We start from the raw sequence: 16,240 nt of genomic DNA, 5'->3' as shown, positions 1-16,240 counted from the left end.
CAAACAAAGTCTGCCGTGCTGAGCCTGCCGAAGCATCTCTACCGCATGCTGAATAAAGCGGTAGAGACACTTCGGCAGCTCAGCACGGCAGACTTTGTTTTAGGTTGTCTTTAGCAAGTTACAGCCCTGCCGGGTAGGCCGCGCCCGCCGCGCTGCCCACCGGCATGATGGCATCGAGGTCAGCTAGTTCCTGCGGGCTCAGCGTGATACTGGCTGCGGCCACGTTCTGCTCCAGATACTTGCGGCGCTTGGTGCCCGGAATGGCAACTACGCCCTGGGCCAGCACCCAGGCAAGTGCCAGCTGGGAAGAGGTCACGCCCTTTGTCTCGGCTAGGGTTTGCAGCTTCTGCACTAGCTCCAGGTTCTTGTAAAAATTCTCGCCCTGGTAGCGCGGGAAAAACCGGCGCGAATCGGTAGGCTCAAAGTCGTCGGGCGTCTTGATGTCGCCCGACAAAAAGCCGCGACCTAGGGGCGAGTACGCCACGAAGCCGATGCCCAACTCGCGTGTGGCTTCCAAAATGCCTTCCTCCTCCACGTGGCGGTCGAAGAGCGAGTACTCGGTTTGCAGGGCTGCGATGGGGTGCACGGCGTGTACCTGGCGCAGCACGTTGGCCGATACTTCGCTTAGGCCTAGGTAGCGCACTTTGCCTTCTTCCACGAGGCGGCTCATGGCGCCCACGGTTTCCATTACCGGCGTGTTAGGGTCGATGCGGTGCAGGTAGTAGAGGTCCACGTAGTCGGTACCTAGGTTGCGCAAGGAGCGCTCGATAGACTTGCGCACGTACTCGGGGCGGCCGTTGTAGCCGCCGGTCCACTGCTCATTGTCGTCCACCTCAAAGCCAAACTTAGTGGCAATGGTGAACTTGTCGCGCTGGCCGGCAATGGCCTTGCCTACTAGGCGCTCGTTGAGCAGCGGGCCGTAGAGGTCGGCGGTGTCGAGCATGTCCACGCCCAGCTCTAGGGCGCGGTGTAGGGTGGCCAGGCTCTCGGCTTCGTCGGCTTCGCCGTACACGCTCATGCCGTTGACGCCGCTCGTCATGCCCATGCAGCCCAGGCCTTCGATGGGTACTTCTAGGCCCTGGGTGCCCAGGGCTACGCGTTTGAGGGTATTCATAATAAGTTGGTAAGCTGGTTGTTTTACCTGACAAAGGTCCGGGGGCTACCTAGGGCATGACTTATACAAACCTCTGATTCTGCAACACAAAACGCGGCTACGCTATGGTCCCTACTGCCCTCACGTAGGACCCCACCCCCGGCCCCTCCCCTCCGGGAGAGGGGAGCCTGACGACTACTTGCGTAACCTAACGAAAGGCTCCCCTCTCCCGGAGGGGAGGGGTCGGGGGTGGGGTCTCACGAGTGACGAGCCAGCTCAATACTAGTAGCCGGAAAGCTACCCTAGGGCTGCTACTACCAACCCTGCACCGCGTGCCCCCCGAAAATACCACGCTGAAGTCCCGCCGAGAAGAACCCCTCCGGGAAAGCGGGGTCGGGCACACTACCGGCATTCAGCGCGCGCAATTGCTCGGGCGTGAGCTGAATTTCCAACGCTGCCAGGTTGTCGTGCAACTGTTCTAATTTGCTGGCTCCCATGATGAGCGAGCTAACGCCCGGCCGCGCCAGCGCCCAGGCTAAGGCCACTTGAGCTAGTGGCTGGCCGGCCTCGGTCGCTACCTGGCGCAGCACGTCGAGCACCTGCCAGTTGCGGTCGCTAAACTTTGTGTTGCCGAATGGATTGGGGCCGCTGAGCCGGCCTTCGCCGGTGGCGCCTGCCTCAGCACGCTCGTACTTGCCAGCTAGGAAGCCCGCCGCAAGGGGGCTCCACGGCACGATGCCCAGGCCGCATTCGCGGGCGGCGGGCACGTGCTCGGTTTCGAGGGTGCGCGCTACCAGCGAGTACTCCATTTGCATGGCAATTGGGCCGGGCACGCCGTGCGCTTGGGCCAGCGTGGCGGCCTTGGTGGCGTACCAAGCCGGCATGTCGGAAAAGCCGAAGTAGCGGATTTTACCGGCGCGCACTAGGTCGCCTAGGGTCTGCAAGACCTCTTCTACGGGTGTCACCATATCCCACACGTGCAGCCAGTACAAGTCGATGTAATCGGTACCTAGGCGGCGCAGCGAGCCTTCGAGGGCTTGGTGGATGTGCTTGCGGCCGTTGCCGCCCGCGTGGGGGTTACCGGGCTGGGTGTTGAAGCCAAACTTGGTGGCCAGCACTATTTGGTCGCGCAGGCCGCGGCTGGCTACGTAGCTGCCCACCAGCTCCTCGCTACGGCCCTTGGCGTACACGTCGGCGGTGTCAATAAAATTGCCGCCCGCCTCCACGTAGGCCTGGAAAATGCTTTCGGAAACGTCGTCGGCCGAGCCCCAGCGTGGGGTGCCAAACGTCATGGTGCCCAGCGTCAGCGGGCTCACTACCAGGCCCGAGCGCCCTAGGGTGCGAAAATCAGTAAGGTTCATAATGAAAGAACCTAAGCGCGAGTAAGTCCGCGCTTAGGTTCTTCAAAGGTCCACGTAAATCGGCTGGGGCCGCCTACACAAACCGCAGCTTCTGCTACACAAAAAGTCGGCTAGACTTCCATCTTGTAGATACGCTCCATCAACTGCCATTTTTCGGCCGCAGTAGCGTTGGCAGTAGTTTGCTGGCAGGCGGCTACTACCTGCTCCCATTCGGCTTGGCGGGGCTTGGTGGCCAGCACCTGCATGGCTTGGTCGTGGTCAAAGTTGGGCACCGTGTCCATTATCATGAAGGCTTGGTTGCCAAGTAGATATATCTCCATGTCCAGGATGCCTATTTCCCGCATGCCCTGCGCTATCTCGGGCCACACCCCCTCCGGCGTGTGCAGCTTGCGGTAAGCGGCGATGAGGGCCTCATCGGCTTGCAGGCTTAGTGTCTTGCAGTAGCGTTTGAACGGGGTAGGGCGGGCGGCTTCTAAATATTCCATAAGCGCAAAGAAAGGCTAACAACGCTGAGCTGTCATTGCGAGCGCAGCGAAGCAAGCGCATCTGTTCAGCCGCGCCGTTCGGGTGCGATTGCTTCGCTGCGCTCGCAATGACAACTTGGGTTCGGGATTATAACTTAGGTACTAAATAAAAGTAACTATTGCTTACAGCGGCTTGAAGCTCACGGCGGCTCCGCCACCCGGCGCCAGCTGTAGCTTGAGGGCCGATTTGCTGGTCACGACCTGCTTAGTTATCTGATAGGCGGCGGGGTTCTTCTGCCAGTCAGCATCCTTGGCATCGGCGTAAATAGTGGCTTGGTAGCGGCGGCCGGGCGTCAGGAAATTCAGCTTTACGGGCTGTTGGCGGGCGTTTTCATCGGTGATGCTGCCTAGGTACCACTCGTCCTTGCCTTTGGCCTTGCGGGCGGTGGTGAGGTAGTCGCCGGGCTCGGCGGCCACGATGCGCGTATCGTCCCAGTCCACGGGCACGTCTTCGATAAACTTAAACGCGTCGAGGTGCTCGTTGTAGTTTTCGGGCAGGTCGGCGGCCATTTGCAGGGGCGAGTACAGGGTCACGTACAGGGCCAGCTGCTTGGCTAGCGTGGTATGCATTTGGCGCTTGCCGGTGGGCTCGTAGTTTTTCAGCTTGAAGATGCCGGGCGTGTAATCCATCGGCCCGCCCACGAAGCGAGTGAAGGGCATAATGGTCTCATGTTCGGGCGGACTGCCGATGCTGAAGGCGTTGTACTCGTTACCGCGGCCGGCCTCGCTGGCCATCCAATTGGGGTAGGTGCGGCTGAGGCCGGTGGGGCGCACCGACTCGTGCATATCGACCGAGACGTGGTGCTTGGCGGCCATCTCGGCCACGCGCACAAAGTGGTTGCTCATCCACTGCCCATCGTGGTGCTCGCCCCGCGGGATGATGCGGCCCACGTAGCCCGTTTTCACGGCTGGGTAGCCGTACTTGTTCATGAAGGCATACGCCGTGTCGAGGTGCTGCTCGTAGTTGGTGGCGGCGCCTGAGGTTTCGTTGTGCATTATCATCTGCACGCCTTTGGCCTTGGCGTAGTCTCTGATTTCTTGCACGTTGAAATCGGGGTAGGGCGTCACGAAGTCGAATACATTCTCCTTCCAGTTGCCAAACCAGTCTTCCCAGCCGGTGTTCCAGCCCTCGACTAGCACGCCGCCTAGGTGGTGTTGCGCGGCAAAGTCGATGTAGCGCTTCACGTTGGCCGTGTTGGCGCCGTGGCGGCCAGTCGGGATGAGCTGGCCCTTGGCATCGAGCGTGTCGAGGCTGTTGGCGTATTTCCAGTCCGACTTGCCCACCTGCATTTCCCACCACACGCCCACAAATTTCATGGGCTTAATCCAGTCGGTGTTGGTGAGCTTGCTAGGTTCGTTGAGGTTGAGAATCAGTTTCGAGGCTAGAATATCGGTGGCCTTGTCGCTGATAATGACCGTGCGCCAGGGCGTAATAGCGGGCGCGTGCAAGAAGGCCTTGCTGCCCACCGCATCGGGCACCAGCCGGGCCGTGAGGCGGTGGCTAGCTCGGTCTACGTGCAGCTGCATGGCCGGGTAGTTGACCTGCGCCGCCTCGTGGATATTGATGTACAGCCCGTTATCGGCCTTGAGCATGAGCGGCGTGGCCACGGCCTGCGCATCGGGCGCCACGCGCACCGCAATCTCAGTCGAGGACTTGACCTGTGCCGAATTATCGACCGCGCTCAGCCGCGACTTGGTGTAGAGGTACTCGTTGGTGTCGTAGTCGCCGGGTATCCAGAAGGCCTGGTGGTCGGCGGGCAGGGCAAACTCGGTGAGCTCATCCATGACCACAAAGTTGCCGAGCGCCTGTTGCCGCGGAAACTCGTAGCGAAAGCCCACGCCATCGGCAAACACCCGAAATACCACATCCATACGGCGGCCGGGCGCGGCCTTTTGGCGCAAGTGCACCGTCAGTTGCTGGTAGTGGTTGCGGATGTTTTTGACCTCACCCCACACGGGCTGCCAGGTTTCGTCTACGTCCTTCACCTCGCTGCCGGTCAGGGTCAGCGCGCCGTCAAAGCCTTGGCCGTCTTGGAATACCAGCCCTAGGCGCGAGGGCTGCACCACCGGCTTCTGGCCGTAGGCAATGGTGTAGCTAGGCTGCCCATTGGCACCTAGGGCGAAAGTGACGCTCACCTTATCGAGGCGAGCGGTGAGCGGGGTAGGGGATTGCGCGACCGCCCGCAAGCTAGCGGCCAGCAGCAGCACAAATATAGGATTTTGCATGAATTCAGAAATCGATTTCGGAGCTAAGATATAGTCTACGGTTTGTCCCCTTAGGTTGCTGGCTAGTCCTCGCTTATTTCTGCGAAGCTGCCGCTAGCGGCGGAGCGCAATGGCATTGCCAGCAGGCAGCGGCTCGTAACCTTCTGTCGTGAGCACAGTAGGCTACAGAAAGAATACGCCGCCGTGAGCTGCTTTGCGGCGCCTCTGGTGTGCGCTCCACATTATTGTCTTTCCTACCTACTTATGGCTACTTCCGACCAACCCGCCGGCGAGCAACAGCGCCCGCCCGACCCCACTCAATTAGGCGCCGACCAGGGCCCCGCCACTACCTCGCGCGACTATGCCCACGATATGTCGCCGGTACTAGCCGATACGGATAGCGCATCGGCCCAACAAGATGCAAGCTCCGAGCCCAAGTCGGCCCAGGGCTCCGACTTCGACCAGCAGCGGCAGCAAGGCGCCGCGCCCGGCGGCCACTACGGCGACGTAGGCCGCAGCATGGGCATGGGCCAAACCGCCGATACTGGCGATGAAGACCGCGGCTATGACCAGAGCAGCCAGCGGGGTGGGGTAGGCAGCAGCGGCGGCCGCGAAGACCTGAGCGACCGCCAAACCGACACCGACCAAAACCCCTTCACTGGGGGCTACGGTGGGCAGGCGCCCGACCAGCCTGCAGCTTCTCAAAGCCAGCACCTAGGGTTGAATACACCCAGCCCAACTGAAGACGAGTAAGCTTAATAGTGGCCAACGCCTAGCGCGGGTTTGACTCCAGAAATATAAAACCTGTCATGCTGAGCCTGCGAAGCATCTTCTCTCGGTTGAATTACTTTAACGTGAGAAGATGCTTCGCAGGCTCAACATGACAGGTTTGAGGGTAGTTTACAAGAACCTAAACGTGCTGCCCTTAGACTATAGACTTCGGTCTTTGACTGTGCCCAAACTACTCTGTAACTTGCAGCGACGACTCGCGAATAAATAGCTCGGGCTGTAGTACCACCTGGCGCTGCACAAATTGGGCTTCGGGCGCGGTAGACAGCTCCAAAAACAAGCGCACCACGGCTTCACCCATCTCCTCGCAGCGCTGGTCGACGGAGGTAAGCCTAGGCTCGGTGATAGCCGTGAAGCCTTCGTTGCTGAAGCCCGCGAGGGCAATGTCCTGCGGCACCCGGATGCCTTGGCTTTTAAGCGCTTGCAAGGCACCTAGGATAACCGAGTCACCGGCCCCAAATACGCCGTCGATGGGATTGGGCAGCATGAGCAGCTGACGTATGGCTTGCGCGCCGTCTTCCTGCGTCATGTCGGAGTAGATAATAAGCTCTTCCTGAGGCTCGATACCGTGGGCGGCCAGCGCGTTGAGGTAGCCCTGCTGCCGCTCGCGGTAGATGTTGAGGTGCTGCGGCCCCGCCAGGTGCGCAATGCGGCGGCAGCCCTGCTCCAATAAGTGATTGGTGGCCGCAAAGCCACCCGCTTGGTCATTGAGCACCACCGAGTTGACAAACTCGCTGGCCGGAATACGGTCGAAGAAAACCAGCGGAATGCCGCGCGCCCGCACCTTGTCAAAGTGGTGAAACTCCTGCGTATTGCGGGCCAGCGATACCAGCACCCCCGCCACCTGGGCGTGCAACAGCGTTTCCACGTTGCGGCGCTCTATCTGCACATCTTCGTGCGACTGGCACACGATAACGCTGAAGCCGGCCTTGCTGGCGGCCTGCTCGATACCCTGGATAACCGACGGAAAAAACTTGCCCTCAATGTAAGGCACCACCACGCCCAGCAGGCGGCTCTGGCCCTTGCGCAACGCGGCGGCGAGATGATTAGGCTGGTAGTTGAGTTTCTTGGCCAGCTTAAGCACCCGCTGCTTGGTAGCCGCCCCAATGCTGTGGTGGTCACTTAGGGCCCGCGAAATGGTCGTCATGGATACGCCCAACTCCCGGGCCAGGTCGGCCATCGAAACAGTGTGCGGAGTAGTAGTCGGTTGCTTTTTGCGCGGAGTCATAGCTGCACGATGGGCCGGCAGCAAAAAGGCCGGTCAAATGCACCTACAAAGCTAAGGGGAGAAGCAAAAAAATGGCTTCTCTGGCCCTAGGTGGCGCTTTTTAAGCTCCTGCTTGGTCAGCGGTACTTTCATAAAGCTGGGTGCTTAATGTGACTTTTACTTGAACAGCACGAAGTGTTGGCACAAACGTTTGTGTATCGGGGTCGTGTTAAGACTGGTCTCGGCGATAGGAAATAACTCATCAACGGCTTCTAAAAATTAAATACCTTTACCTATCTCTAGATTTCAGAAAATGTCCGTACTTCGCAACTCTTTACACAATCGTTTATGTAAAGCTGCGCTCATGAAAAAACTCTTACTGCTGGGGCTCCTGCTCTGCGGCCTGGGCAGCCAAGCCCAGGCCCCATCACCGGCTATTCCCATCCACGACCCGGTGCTGACGCGGCAAAACGGCACGTATTACCTCTTTGGCACCGGCAACGGCGTCACGGTATGGTCATCGAAAGACCGCAAGAACTGGACGGCCGAGAAGCCCGTGTTTGCCACGCCGCCGGCCTGGGCCCAGCGCGACGTGCCAGGGTTTAAGGAGCATATTTGGGCGCCCGATATTTCGTATCACAACGGCCAGTACAGCCTGTTCTACTCCATTTCTACATTTGGCAAAAACCGCTCGGCCATCGGGCTGGCTACCAACAAAACGCTGGACCCTAAGTCGCCCGATTTTAAGTGGACCGACCACGGCGCGGTTATAGAGTCGGCGCCCGGCCGCGATATGTGGAACGCCATCGACCCTAACCTGGTGCGCGACGAGCGCGGCACCCCTTGGCTCACGTTTGGCTCGTTCTGGAACGGCATCAAGTTGGTGCAGCTACGGCCCGACCTCACCGGCCCGGCCGAGCCCGCGCAATGGCGCACGCTGGCTCGCCGCCCGCGCACGGCCACCCTCACCGACTCGCTGCCCGGCGATGGCGCTATTGAGGGGCCGTTCATTTTCCGGCACGGCGACTACTACTATCTGTTTGTGTCGTTTGACTACTGCTGCCGCGGCCCGCAGAGCACCTACAAGATGATGGTCGGCCGCTCGAAAGCCGTGACCGGGCCCTACCTCGACCAGGCCGGCACGCCCATGGAGCAGGGCGGCGGCACCCTGGTTTTGCAGGGCAACGCCGACTGGTTTGGCGTGGGCCACAACGCCGTGGCAACCTTTGATAAGGTTGACCACCTGATATTCCACGGCTACGACGGCCACGACCGCGGCCGCCCTAAGCTGCGCATCGAACCTATTGTCTGGAGCGCCGCCGGCTGGCCCACCGTGGCTACTAAGTAGTGCGGGTAGACCTTTAAACCGATAGAAATACCTTAGACAGCTTCTTATCCCATCCTACTTTAGCTTCCCATGTTGCGCAAAACCCTGTCTCTTTTACTTTCAAACGCGGCCTTAGGGCTACTCTTAGCAGCCGGCTCCGCGTCGGCGCAAGCTCCGGCGGCCCCGGCCAGCCCGGGCGGCAACCCCATCATCAAAACCAAATACACTGCCGACCCCGCCGCTATGGTGCAAAACGGCACGGTATACCTCTACACCGGCCACGATGAGGCGCCCGCCCCGCAGGAGCGCTACGTGATGCATGAGTGGCTGTGCTTCTCATCGAAGGACATGGTGAACTGGACCGAGCACCCGGTGCCGCTGAAAGTCAGCGACTTTGCCTGGGCCAAAGATGATGCCTGGGCCTCGCAGGTAATTGCCCGCAATGGTAAGTTTTACTGGTACGCGGCCGTAGAGCACGGCACCATCCCGGGCAAGGCCATTGGGGTAGCGGTGGCCGACAATCCCACGGGTCCGTTTAAGGACGCCCGCGGCTCGGCCTTAATTACCAATGATATGACCAAGTCGACAACTATCAGTTGGGATGATATCGACCCCACGGTTATTATCGACAAGAAAGGCCAGGCTTATCTGTTCTGGGGCAATACCGCTTGCTACTACGCCAAGCTCAAGCCCAACATGACCGAGCTAGATGGGCCCATCCAGACCGTGAGCGGCCTGCCGCGCTTTACGGAGGCGCCCTGGGTGCACGAGCACAACGGCTGGTACTACCTGAGCTTCGCCACCGAGTTTCCCGAGAAAATAGCCTACGCCATGAGCCGCAGCCTCGACGGCCCATGGGAGTATAAGGGCCTGCTCAATGAAATAGCTGGTAACTCGAACACCAATCACCAGTCCATCATCGACTTCAAAGGCAAGTCTTACTTCATCTACCACAACGGTGGTATGGACGTGCGCGGCGGCAGCTTCCGCCGCTCGGTGTGCATCGACTACCTCTACTACAACAAAGACGGCACCCTGAAGCGCGTGCAAATGACTACCGAGGGCGTGCAGGCCGCCAAATAGGCACCTAGGAAACCTGGCAAAAAAGGCTAGTCGTTGTGGCTCGGTGCCACAACGACTAGCCTTTTTTGCATTAGCCTCAACCGCTGCCAGAAGCCACCCTAGGCCGGTATAATCTTCAGCGGGTAGGCAATGTCGTTGGGCTGTTGGGCGGGCAGCACTACGGCCAGCCCGTCCTTGGTGTGCTCAAACTTGAGCTTGCCCGGCGCGCCTAGCAACTCTACTTGCTTGATTTTACCCGTGTAGTGCGGCCCGCCCACGGCCAGCGACTTTAGCAGCAGCTTGCCATTGGTGGGCCACCCTAGGGCCGTGGCGTAGAGCGTTTTGCCCTTGGTGACATAGCGGATGTCCTCGGGGCCGAAGGGCTTGCCCTTGCCCTCGTTGAAGCCCTGGGCGCTGAGGGCGGCCGCGGCCTGCTGGGCTGGGCCTTCGCCGAATATTTTCCAGGGTCGGGTGCCGTAGATGCTCTCGCCGTTTACCTGCATCCAGGCGCCGATGCCCTCTACGATGGTGCGCTCCTGGTCGTCGATGGTGCCGTTGCCGCGCACGGGCACGCTCACCAGCAGGTTGCCGTTTTTGCTCACTACGTCCACGAGCGTGTGGATGACCGTCTTGGCGCTTTTGTAGCCGTGCTGGTCGTAGATGCGGCGGTCGTAATGCCACTGACCTAGGCAGGTATCGGTTTGCCAAGGCAGGGGCTCAATCTCATTGCTCTGGCCGCGCTCGATGTCCCAGACCATGCACTTGCGCTGCTCGGGCGTCAGAATTTTGCCTAGGATAACGGCTTCGTTGCGGCCGCCGTGGCGCTGGGTGCTGGTGTTATACATGTGCGCCGCAATGCGCAGGCCGGCGTCGTTCACGGGCCACAGCGGCAGGGCCGTGTCGTCGAAATACACCACGTCGGGCTGGTACTTGTCGAGTAGCTCGATGGTGCGGTTGTAGAACTTCTCGCAGTACTCCTTGCTTGGCGGCGTCACGCCGTTGCCCCAGTTCCACTGCCGGTGTATCATGCCGTTGTCTTGGCTGTTCTCGCTCAAGGGATGGTTTTGGGCGTAGAGGGACTGCGGGTCGTAACCCTGCCACCACTTGCCCTGGCCGTCGGCAGTGGTGATTTTGCCGTCGTAGGGCACACCGGCTAGTGGGCCGTTTTTGTCGGCTCGCTGCGATACTTCCAGCCAGCTCCAAGTGTGGGCGGCGTGCACGCTCACCCCGAAGCGCAGGCCCTGCTTTTTGGCGGCTTTGGCCCAACCGCCTACCAAGTCTTTTTTAGGACCTAGGCGGGTCGAGTTCCAGGGCTGGTGACTGCTGTCGTAGAGGTCGAAGTTGTCGTGGTGATTCGCCAGGCACACGAAGTACTTGGCCCCGGCCTTCTTGTACAGCGCTAGCAGTTCGTCGGGGTTCCACTCTTCGGCCTTCCACTCATTTATCACGTCCTTGAAGCCAAATTTGGACGGGTGGCCGTACTTCTCGCAGTGAAACTTGTACTGGTCGGAGCCCTCCTCGTACATGCCGCGGGCGTACCAGTCGCCGCGCTCGGGTTGGCACTGCGGCCCCCAGTGCGCCCACAGGCCAAACTTGGCATCGCGAAACCACTCGGGCGTTTGGTAGCGGGCCAGCGAGTCCCAGGTAGGCTGGAAGGGGCTAGGCGCTATGCGCGCCAGCGGGCTCCAATTGAGGCCAGCCACCACACCGGGCAGCCAGGCGGCGGGGGCAGCCAGGGCGAGGTTTTTGAGTAGGGTTCTACGGTTCATTAGGATAGGATAGAAGCTTAGTGCAGGGTTGAATCAGGTAAAAAGACTTTTTAAAGCGTTTGTCATTGCGAGGGTAGCGCAGCAGTCGCATCTGTGCAGTCGCGCTGTTCGGGTGCGATTGCTGCGCTATGCTCGCAATGACAAATGCTTGGAGTAGCTCAGCATACAAACCTAGTAGCCCGGATTCTGCGTCAGATTCTTGTTCAGGTCGCGCTCCGACTGTGGGATGGGCCACAGCTCGTTTTTGCCCACGATGAAATTGCGCTTCTTGTAGAGGTAGTAGCCCTCGGCATCGACCGGGAAGGCGGTGTAGGTGCTCGGGTTATTGGTGAGCTTCATCCCCGTAAACTGCTTCTGGTTTTCAGATGCGATGATGCCCCAGCGTAGGCAGTCGAAGTAGCGCAGGCCCTCGAAGGCAAACTCTACGCGGCGCTCGCGGCGCAGCACGGTGCGCAGCGCGGCCGGGTCGGTGGTCGTGACGGCGGGCATTTTGATGGCCGCCCGGCCCCGCACCTTGTTAATGGTGGCATCGAGCAGGGCTTGGTCTACGGGGGCACCGCCTTCCAGCTTGGCCTCTAGGTACCCTAGGAGCACTTCGGCGTAGCGAATGATGGTGAAGTTGTTGCCATCGTTGGTGGTGGTGGCCACGTTGGGGTCGTCCTCCAAAAACTTGTAGATGGCGTAGCCGCTCCAGATGCCAGGATACTGGTTGAGGCGGTCGGGCAGGGTAGTATTGGGCTGGGCCGAGTAGGTGCGGCCCCGAAATGTGCTGCGGTCCGAAATCAAGACCGTGAGGTCGAGGCGCGGGTCACGGTTGGCGTAGGGATTGTTTTTGTCGTAGAGCGGCGATTGCGTAATCGGCAAGCCATCGATGCACTCAAAGTCCTTTACCAGCTCATTGAAGGGCGAATACTGGTGCCAGCCGCCCCAGGTCTCGGGCGTCAGGTATTGCAGTAGGGTGTGGTCGTAGCTGTTGCGGATGTACTGCTGCGACATGATGACCTCGTGGCTCAGCTCGCCGGCGTTGAGAAACAGCTCGCGGTAGCGCGGGTCGATGCTGTAGTAGCCAAAGTCCATGATGGTCTTGTAGCTGGTGGCGGCATCGGCCCACTTCTTCTCGGCCAGTTGCAGGCGACCTAGGATGGCCAGGGCGCTGGCGGCCGTCATGTGGCCTTGGCTGGCATCGGGCACCGAGGGGGGCAGCACGGCGGCAGCCGCCTTTAGTTCCTTTTCGCAAAAGGCCCACACGTCGGCCTTGGGGGCACGGAACACGCTGTTGGCTTCTTCCACCGACAGCACGTGCTCAATGAGGGGTACGTCGCCAAAATAGAGCGCTAGGTTGAAATAGTCGTAGGCCCGGATGGTGCGCACCTCGTTGACCATAATGGCCTTCTGCCCGGCGTCCATCGTCACTTTGTCGATGTTGTCGAGGAAGTTGTTGCAGCGCGTAATCTGCCGGTAGGTTTGGGTGTAGTAGTCGCGCACAAAGCCGTAGGCCGAGTTGAGCGTACCGTCGGTAAACTGGTCGGGAATGTATTCTTTCTCCGACCCGTTGCCGGCCATCAGGTCGAGGCCTAGCAGCGATTGGCCTGCCCAAAAGGTGTAGTGCGTGTAGCCGTACCCAGTGTCGTACACCCCATTCAGGGCCAGGGTAGCATCGTTGGCGGTGCGCCAAAAGGTGGCGTCCGAAATCGAGGAAAGCGGCTGTTTGTCGAGCAGGTCTTTGCAGCTGGTGGCTGTGCCCAGCAGCAGCCCTAGGGTAAGAATGGCCCCGGCGGGCCGGCGCAGAAAAGGGAATTTCATGATAATAGCCAGTTGAATAATTCAAAGAATAGGCCCGCCTTAGAGCTTGACGTTCAGGCCAAAGGTGTACACCTTGGTGAGTGGGTAGAAGCTGGCGCCGCCGCCCGAGCCCTGGCTGTTTTCGGGGTCCCAACCGGGGTAGAAGCTGTTGAGGCTAAACAGATTCTGGCCCCCGGCAAACACCCGCAGCCGGCTGATGTGCAGCTTTTGCAGCACGCCCGCGGGCAGCGTGTAGCCGATTTGCAGGTTTTTGAAGCGCAGGAACGTGCCCGGGCGGTTCCAGAAGGAGTTGGTTTGCACGTTGGCGCTGCCCTGCCCTAGGCTGGTAATGCGCGGGTACTTGGCGTTGGGGTCGGGGTTGTCTACGGTCCAGGCGTTGTCGGCCTGCCACTGCTGAATGTTGCCCCCGTTGTAGTAGGCAAAGGCCTGGTACGAGCCCATTTGCACGGTGTAGCCCCCTAGGCCCTGAAATAGCATGGCCAAGTCGAAGCCCTTGTAGCTGGCCGTGATGTTGAGGCCGTAGGAGGTTTTAGGGCTCTTATTGCCGATGATGGTGCGGTCGTAGGTGGCGTCTACCTTACCGTCGGGCACCCCGTCGGGGCCGCTGATGTCCTTGAAGCGAATAGCCCCCGGCTGGCCGCCGCTGGGCTGCGTGGGGTAGCTGGCCACGTCGGCCCCATCCTTAAAGAGCCCATCGGCCACGTAGCCGTAAATGGGGTTCAGCTGCTGCCCTAGGAAGAAGTTAGGAATCACCGACTGTAAGTCGCCGGCAATCTTGGTGACTTGCTGCTGGTTGTAGGTGAAGTTGGGTGATACGGCCAAGCGGAAGCCCCCGGCGCTGACGTTGTAGGTCAGGATAGCCTCAAAGCCCCGGTTGCGAATGGAGCCTGCGTTCACGATGGGTGCATCGAGCCCTAGGGCGCCCGATACCGGCACGCGGTAGAGAATGTCCTTGGCCGTGCGCTCGTACACGTCGAAGGAGCCGCTGAGCTTGCCCTTCCAGAAGCTGAAATCCAGGCCGATATCGCTCGACGTGGTGGTTTCCCACTGAATGTCGGGGTTGGCCGCCGAGGTCACCGCCGCGCCCGGCGCGATAACGCCGCCAAACGTGTACTTGGGGCTGGTGCTGAAGGTGTACTGGTAGGGGTAGTTGGCGATATTGGCGTTGCCGAGCGTGCCATACGAGCCCCTGATTTTTAGCTCATCGAGCCAGCTAACCTGGTCTTTGATAAACCGCTCTTCCGATAAGCGCCAGCCCGCCGACACGGCCGGAAACAGTCCGTATTTGTTGCCCGGCGCAAAGCGCGACGAGCCATCGTAGCGGGCGTTAAACTCCAGCAGGTACCGCTCGTTGAAATTGTAGTTCAGGCGCCCGAAGTAGGAGCGGAAGGCGTACTCGCCGGCCGAGCCGCCGTTTTGCTGGTTGGTGGTAGCGCCCGCGTCGAGCTGGTACAGCAGGTTATTGGGAAACCGGTCACGGGAGGCGTAAAACGAGTTGTCGCGGTGCTCTTCCTGCTGGTAGCCCAGCAGCAGCTTAAAATTGTGCTCACCAATGGACTTGGCATAGGTCGCCAGGCCAATCAGCGTCACTTCCTGGCCGTCGTAGGTGCTGTTGTAGAGGTTGTTGGGTCCTACGTAGGTGTTCTTGTCGAGGTTGATATCGGGCCGGAAGGTGGTGGTGGTGCCGGTGTAGTAGTGGTAGCCCGCCGTGCCGCTGAGGCTCAGGCCCTTGATGGGCTCGTAGGTGAGGGCCGTGTTGCCGTAGAAGTTCTTGGCCCGAAACTTATCGAAGCTCTCGCTATCGAGCCACGCTTCAGGAGCGTAGTAGTCCTGGTGCCCATAGGTGCCGTCCGACTTGCGCCCGGCGTAGGTGTTGGGCTCGCGCACCGCGTACACGATGATGTCGTCGATGCTGCCTGAGTTAGAAACCGGTTGGTTACGCACTTGCGAAAAGCCCAGCAGGCTAGTTTTCAGCGTCAGGTTGTCGCGCAGCTTGCTGTCGATGTTGGCCTGAATGTCAAAGCGCTTGTTGTTGGTCTCGGCCGTGATGCCGTCCTGGCCGCGGTAGCTGGCCGAAAACAGGTAGGTGGTCTTGTTTTCGCCGCCCGCAAAGCTCAGGTTGTGGTACTGCTGAAAGCCCGAGCCCGAGTTCAGCAAGTCGCGCAAGTGGTACACGTTGGGGAAGTTGTCAGGGTCATCACCAGCCTCATACTTAGCCACCGTTTCAGGCGACGCACCCGTGAGGCGGGCGTAGGTGGCCGAGTTCACAAACTGCGGTAGTTTCGCCACCTTCTCCCAGCCCACGTAGTTGCTGTAGCTGATGTCGATTTTGCCCGGCTGCCCGCGTTTGGTCGTTATCAGAATAACGCCGTTAGCCGCCCGGTTGCCGTAAATAGCTGCCGACGCTGCATCCTTGAGCACCGTAATGGTGCCGATGTTGTCGGGCGCCACATCGTCAATCGAGCCCGCAATACCGTCAATCAGCACCAGCGGCGCGCTGCCCGAGTTAAACGTGCCAATGCCCCGGATGGTGATATTAGACCCGTTGGCCCCCGGCCGGCCGCTGGGCTGCTGCACCTGCACGCCGGGCGCCAAGCCCGCCAGCGCCTGCGATGCCTGCGTAATGGGCCGGTTGTCGATATCACCCGACGAGATGGTAGCCACCGCGCCGGTTAGGTTGGCTTTTTTCTGGGTGCCGTAGCCCACCACCACTACCTCATCGAGGCCCTTGGCTGCCGCGCCCAGGGTCACGGCCAGCGTAGCCTGGTCGGTAATGACAAACTCTTGGCTGGCGAAGCCCACGAAGGAAAACTGCAGCGTGGCAGGCCCGGCCGGCAGCGAGATGCTAAACTTGCCATCGGCCCCGGTGCTCTGGCCGTTGGTAGTGCCTTTCAGCACCACCGTCACGCCGGGCAGCGCGGCTCCGGTGTTGTCGGTCACGGTGCCCGACACGGTGCGGGCAGCCTGCGCCTGGGCCGCCAGCGGGGCCAGGGCCAGCCCTAGGCCGGCCACCGCTAAGCCCAGTGGCCGGCGCGTGGCAAACAAGAGGTAGTAGAGCGGTATCTTCATGATTGGCAACGGGTTGAGTGGGAAAAGTAAA

Annotated in this window: 11 protein-coding genes; 3 read left to right on the top strand and 8 right to left on the bottom strand. The window is 60.3% G+C overall.

Going from position 1 to position 16,240, the window contains the following annotated elements:
- Positions 1-118 precede the first annotated feature (118 nt).
- From JAO77_RS18525 to JAO77_RS18510, 4 genes are all read right to left on the bottom strand, one after another.
- Complete coding sequence (locus tag JAO77_RS18525) at positions 119-1,114, bottom strand: aldo/keto reductase (protein WP_198991927.1); 996 nt, start codon at positions 1,112-1,114, stop codon at positions 119-121.
- Positions 1,115-1,407: 293 nt separating this feature from the next.
- The gene (locus JAO77_RS18520) at positions 1,408-2,454 is read right to left on the bottom strand and encodes an aldo/keto reductase (protein ID WP_198991926.1); all 1,047 of its coding nucleotides are present in this window, start codon (positions 2,452-2,454) and stop codon (positions 1,408-1,410) included.
- Between the two features lie 110 nt (positions 2,455-2,564).
- Entirely contained in the window at positions 2,565-2,939 is a 375-nt protein-coding gene (locus JAO77_RS18515) for an L-rhamnose mutarotase (RefSeq protein WP_198991925.1), read from the bottom strand.
- Positions 2,940-3,101: 162 nt separating this feature from the next.
- The gene (locus JAO77_RS18510; protein ID WP_198991924.1) at positions 3,102-5,204 is read right to left on the bottom strand and encodes a glycoside hydrolase family 97 protein; all 2,103 of its coding nucleotides are present in this window, start codon (positions 5,202-5,204) and stop codon (positions 3,102-3,104) included.
- 243 nt (positions 5,205-5,447) lie between these two features.
- Between JAO77_RS18510 and JAO77_RS18505 the strand changes: the two genes are divergently transcribed.
- Positions 5,448-5,936: a hypothetical protein gene (locus tag JAO77_RS18505; protein ID WP_198991923.1), complete on the top strand. Its 489-nt coding sequence runs from the start codon at positions 5,448-5,450 to the stop codon at positions 5,934-5,936.
- Positions 5,937-6,144: 208 nt separating this feature from the next.
- Here the strand turns inward: JAO77_RS18505 and JAO77_RS18500 are convergent, their stop codons facing one another.
- Entirely contained in the window at positions 6,145-7,200 is a 1,056-nt protein-coding gene (locus JAO77_RS18500; protein ID WP_198991922.1) for a LacI family DNA-binding transcriptional regulator, read from the bottom strand.
- A 343-nt stretch (positions 7,201-7,543) separates the two neighbouring features.
- On the opposite strand from JAO77_RS18500, the gene JAO77_RS18495 reads away from it, so the two are divergent.
- Together JAO77_RS18495 and JAO77_RS18490 are read left to right on the top strand one after the other, a co-directional pair.
- Complete coding sequence (locus JAO77_RS18495) at positions 7,544-8,527, top strand: arabinan endo-1,5-alpha-L-arabinosidase (protein WP_198991921.1); 984 nt, start codon at positions 7,544-7,546, stop codon at positions 8,525-8,527.
- Positions 8,528-8,596: 69 nt separating this feature from the next.
- Complete coding sequence (locus JAO77_RS18490) at positions 8,597-9,589, top strand: glycoside hydrolase family 43 protein (RefSeq protein ID WP_198991920.1); 993 nt, start codon at positions 8,597-8,599, stop codon at positions 9,587-9,589.
- A gap of 98 nt (positions 9,590-9,687) precedes the next feature.
- On the opposite strand, the gene JAO77_RS18485 is transcribed toward JAO77_RS18490, so the two are convergent.
- From JAO77_RS18485 to JAO77_RS18475, 3 genes are all read right to left on the bottom strand, one after another.
- Positions 9,688-11,337: an alpha-L-fucosidase gene (locus tag JAO77_RS18485; protein WP_198991919.1), complete on the bottom strand. Its 1,650-nt coding sequence runs from the start codon at positions 11,335-11,337 to the stop codon at positions 9,688-9,690.
- Between the two features lie 171 nt (positions 11,338-11,508).
- Positions 11,509-13,140, bottom strand: a complete 1,632-nt coding sequence (locus tag JAO77_RS18480) for a RagB/SusD family nutrient uptake outer membrane protein (protein WP_198991918.1) — start codon at positions 13,138-13,140, stop codon at positions 11,509-11,511.
- A gap of 39 nt (positions 13,141-13,179) precedes the next feature.
- Positions 13,180-16,209: a SusC/RagA family TonB-linked outer membrane protein gene (locus JAO77_RS18475; RefSeq protein ID WP_198991917.1), complete on the bottom strand. Its 3,030-nt coding sequence runs from the start codon at positions 16,207-16,209 to the stop codon at positions 13,180-13,182.
- Positions 16,210-16,240: the final 31 nt, after the last annotated feature.

Source organism: Hymenobacter sp. BT559 (genome assembly GCF_016427535.1).
Taxonomy (GTDB): Bacteria; Bacteroidota; Bacteroidia; order Cytophagales; family Hymenobacteraceae; genus Hymenobacter.
The sequence above is the reverse complement of the archived record's forward strand: the minus strand, read 5'-3'. Positions and strand labels throughout refer to the sequence as shown.

Excerpts from the sequence above, each read along its gene's own strand:
- JAO77_RS18515 (WP_198991925.1), bottom strand. The coding sequence starts at position 2,939 with ATGGAATATTTAGAAGCCGCCCGCCCTACCCCGTTCAAACGCTACTGC.
- JAO77_RS18525 (WP_198991927.1), bottom strand. The coding sequence starts at position 1,114 with ATGAATACCCTCAAACGCGTAGCCCTGGGCACCCAGGGCCTAGAAGTA.
- JAO77_RS18510 (WP_198991924.1), bottom strand. The coding sequence starts at position 5,204 with ATGCAAAATCCTATATTTGTGCTGCTGCTGGCCGCTAGCTTGCGGGCG.
- JAO77_RS18495 (WP_198991921.1), top strand. The coding sequence starts at position 7,544 with ATGAAAAAACTCTTACTGCTGGGGCTCCTGCTCTGCGGCCTGGGCAGC.
- JAO77_RS18500 (WP_198991922.1), bottom strand. The coding sequence starts at position 7,200 with ATGACTCCGCGCAAAAAGCAACCGACTACTACTCCGCACACTGTTTCG.
- JAO77_RS18520 (WP_198991926.1), bottom strand. The coding sequence starts at position 2,454 with ATGAACCTTACTGATTTTCGCACCCTAGGGCGCTCGGGCCTGGTAGTG.
- JAO77_RS18480 (WP_198991918.1), bottom strand. The coding sequence starts at position 13,140 with ATGAAATTCCCTTTTCTGCGCCGGCCCGCCGGGGCCATTCTTACCCTA.
- JAO77_RS18490 (WP_198991920.1), top strand. The coding sequence starts at position 8,597 with ATGTTGCGCAAAACCCTGTCTCTTTTACTTTCAAACGCGGCCTTAGGG.
- JAO77_RS18475 (WP_198991917.1), bottom strand. The coding sequence starts at position 16,209 with ATGAAGATACCGCTCTACTACCTCTTGTTTGCCACGCGCCGGCCACTG.
- JAO77_RS18485 (WP_198991919.1), bottom strand. The coding sequence starts at position 11,337 with ATGAACCGTAGAACCCTACTCAAAAACCTCGCCCTGGCTGCCCCCGCC.
- JAO77_RS18505 (WP_198991923.1), top strand. The coding sequence starts at position 5,448 with ATGGCTACTTCCGACCAACCCGCCGGCGAGCAACAGCGCCCGCCCGAC.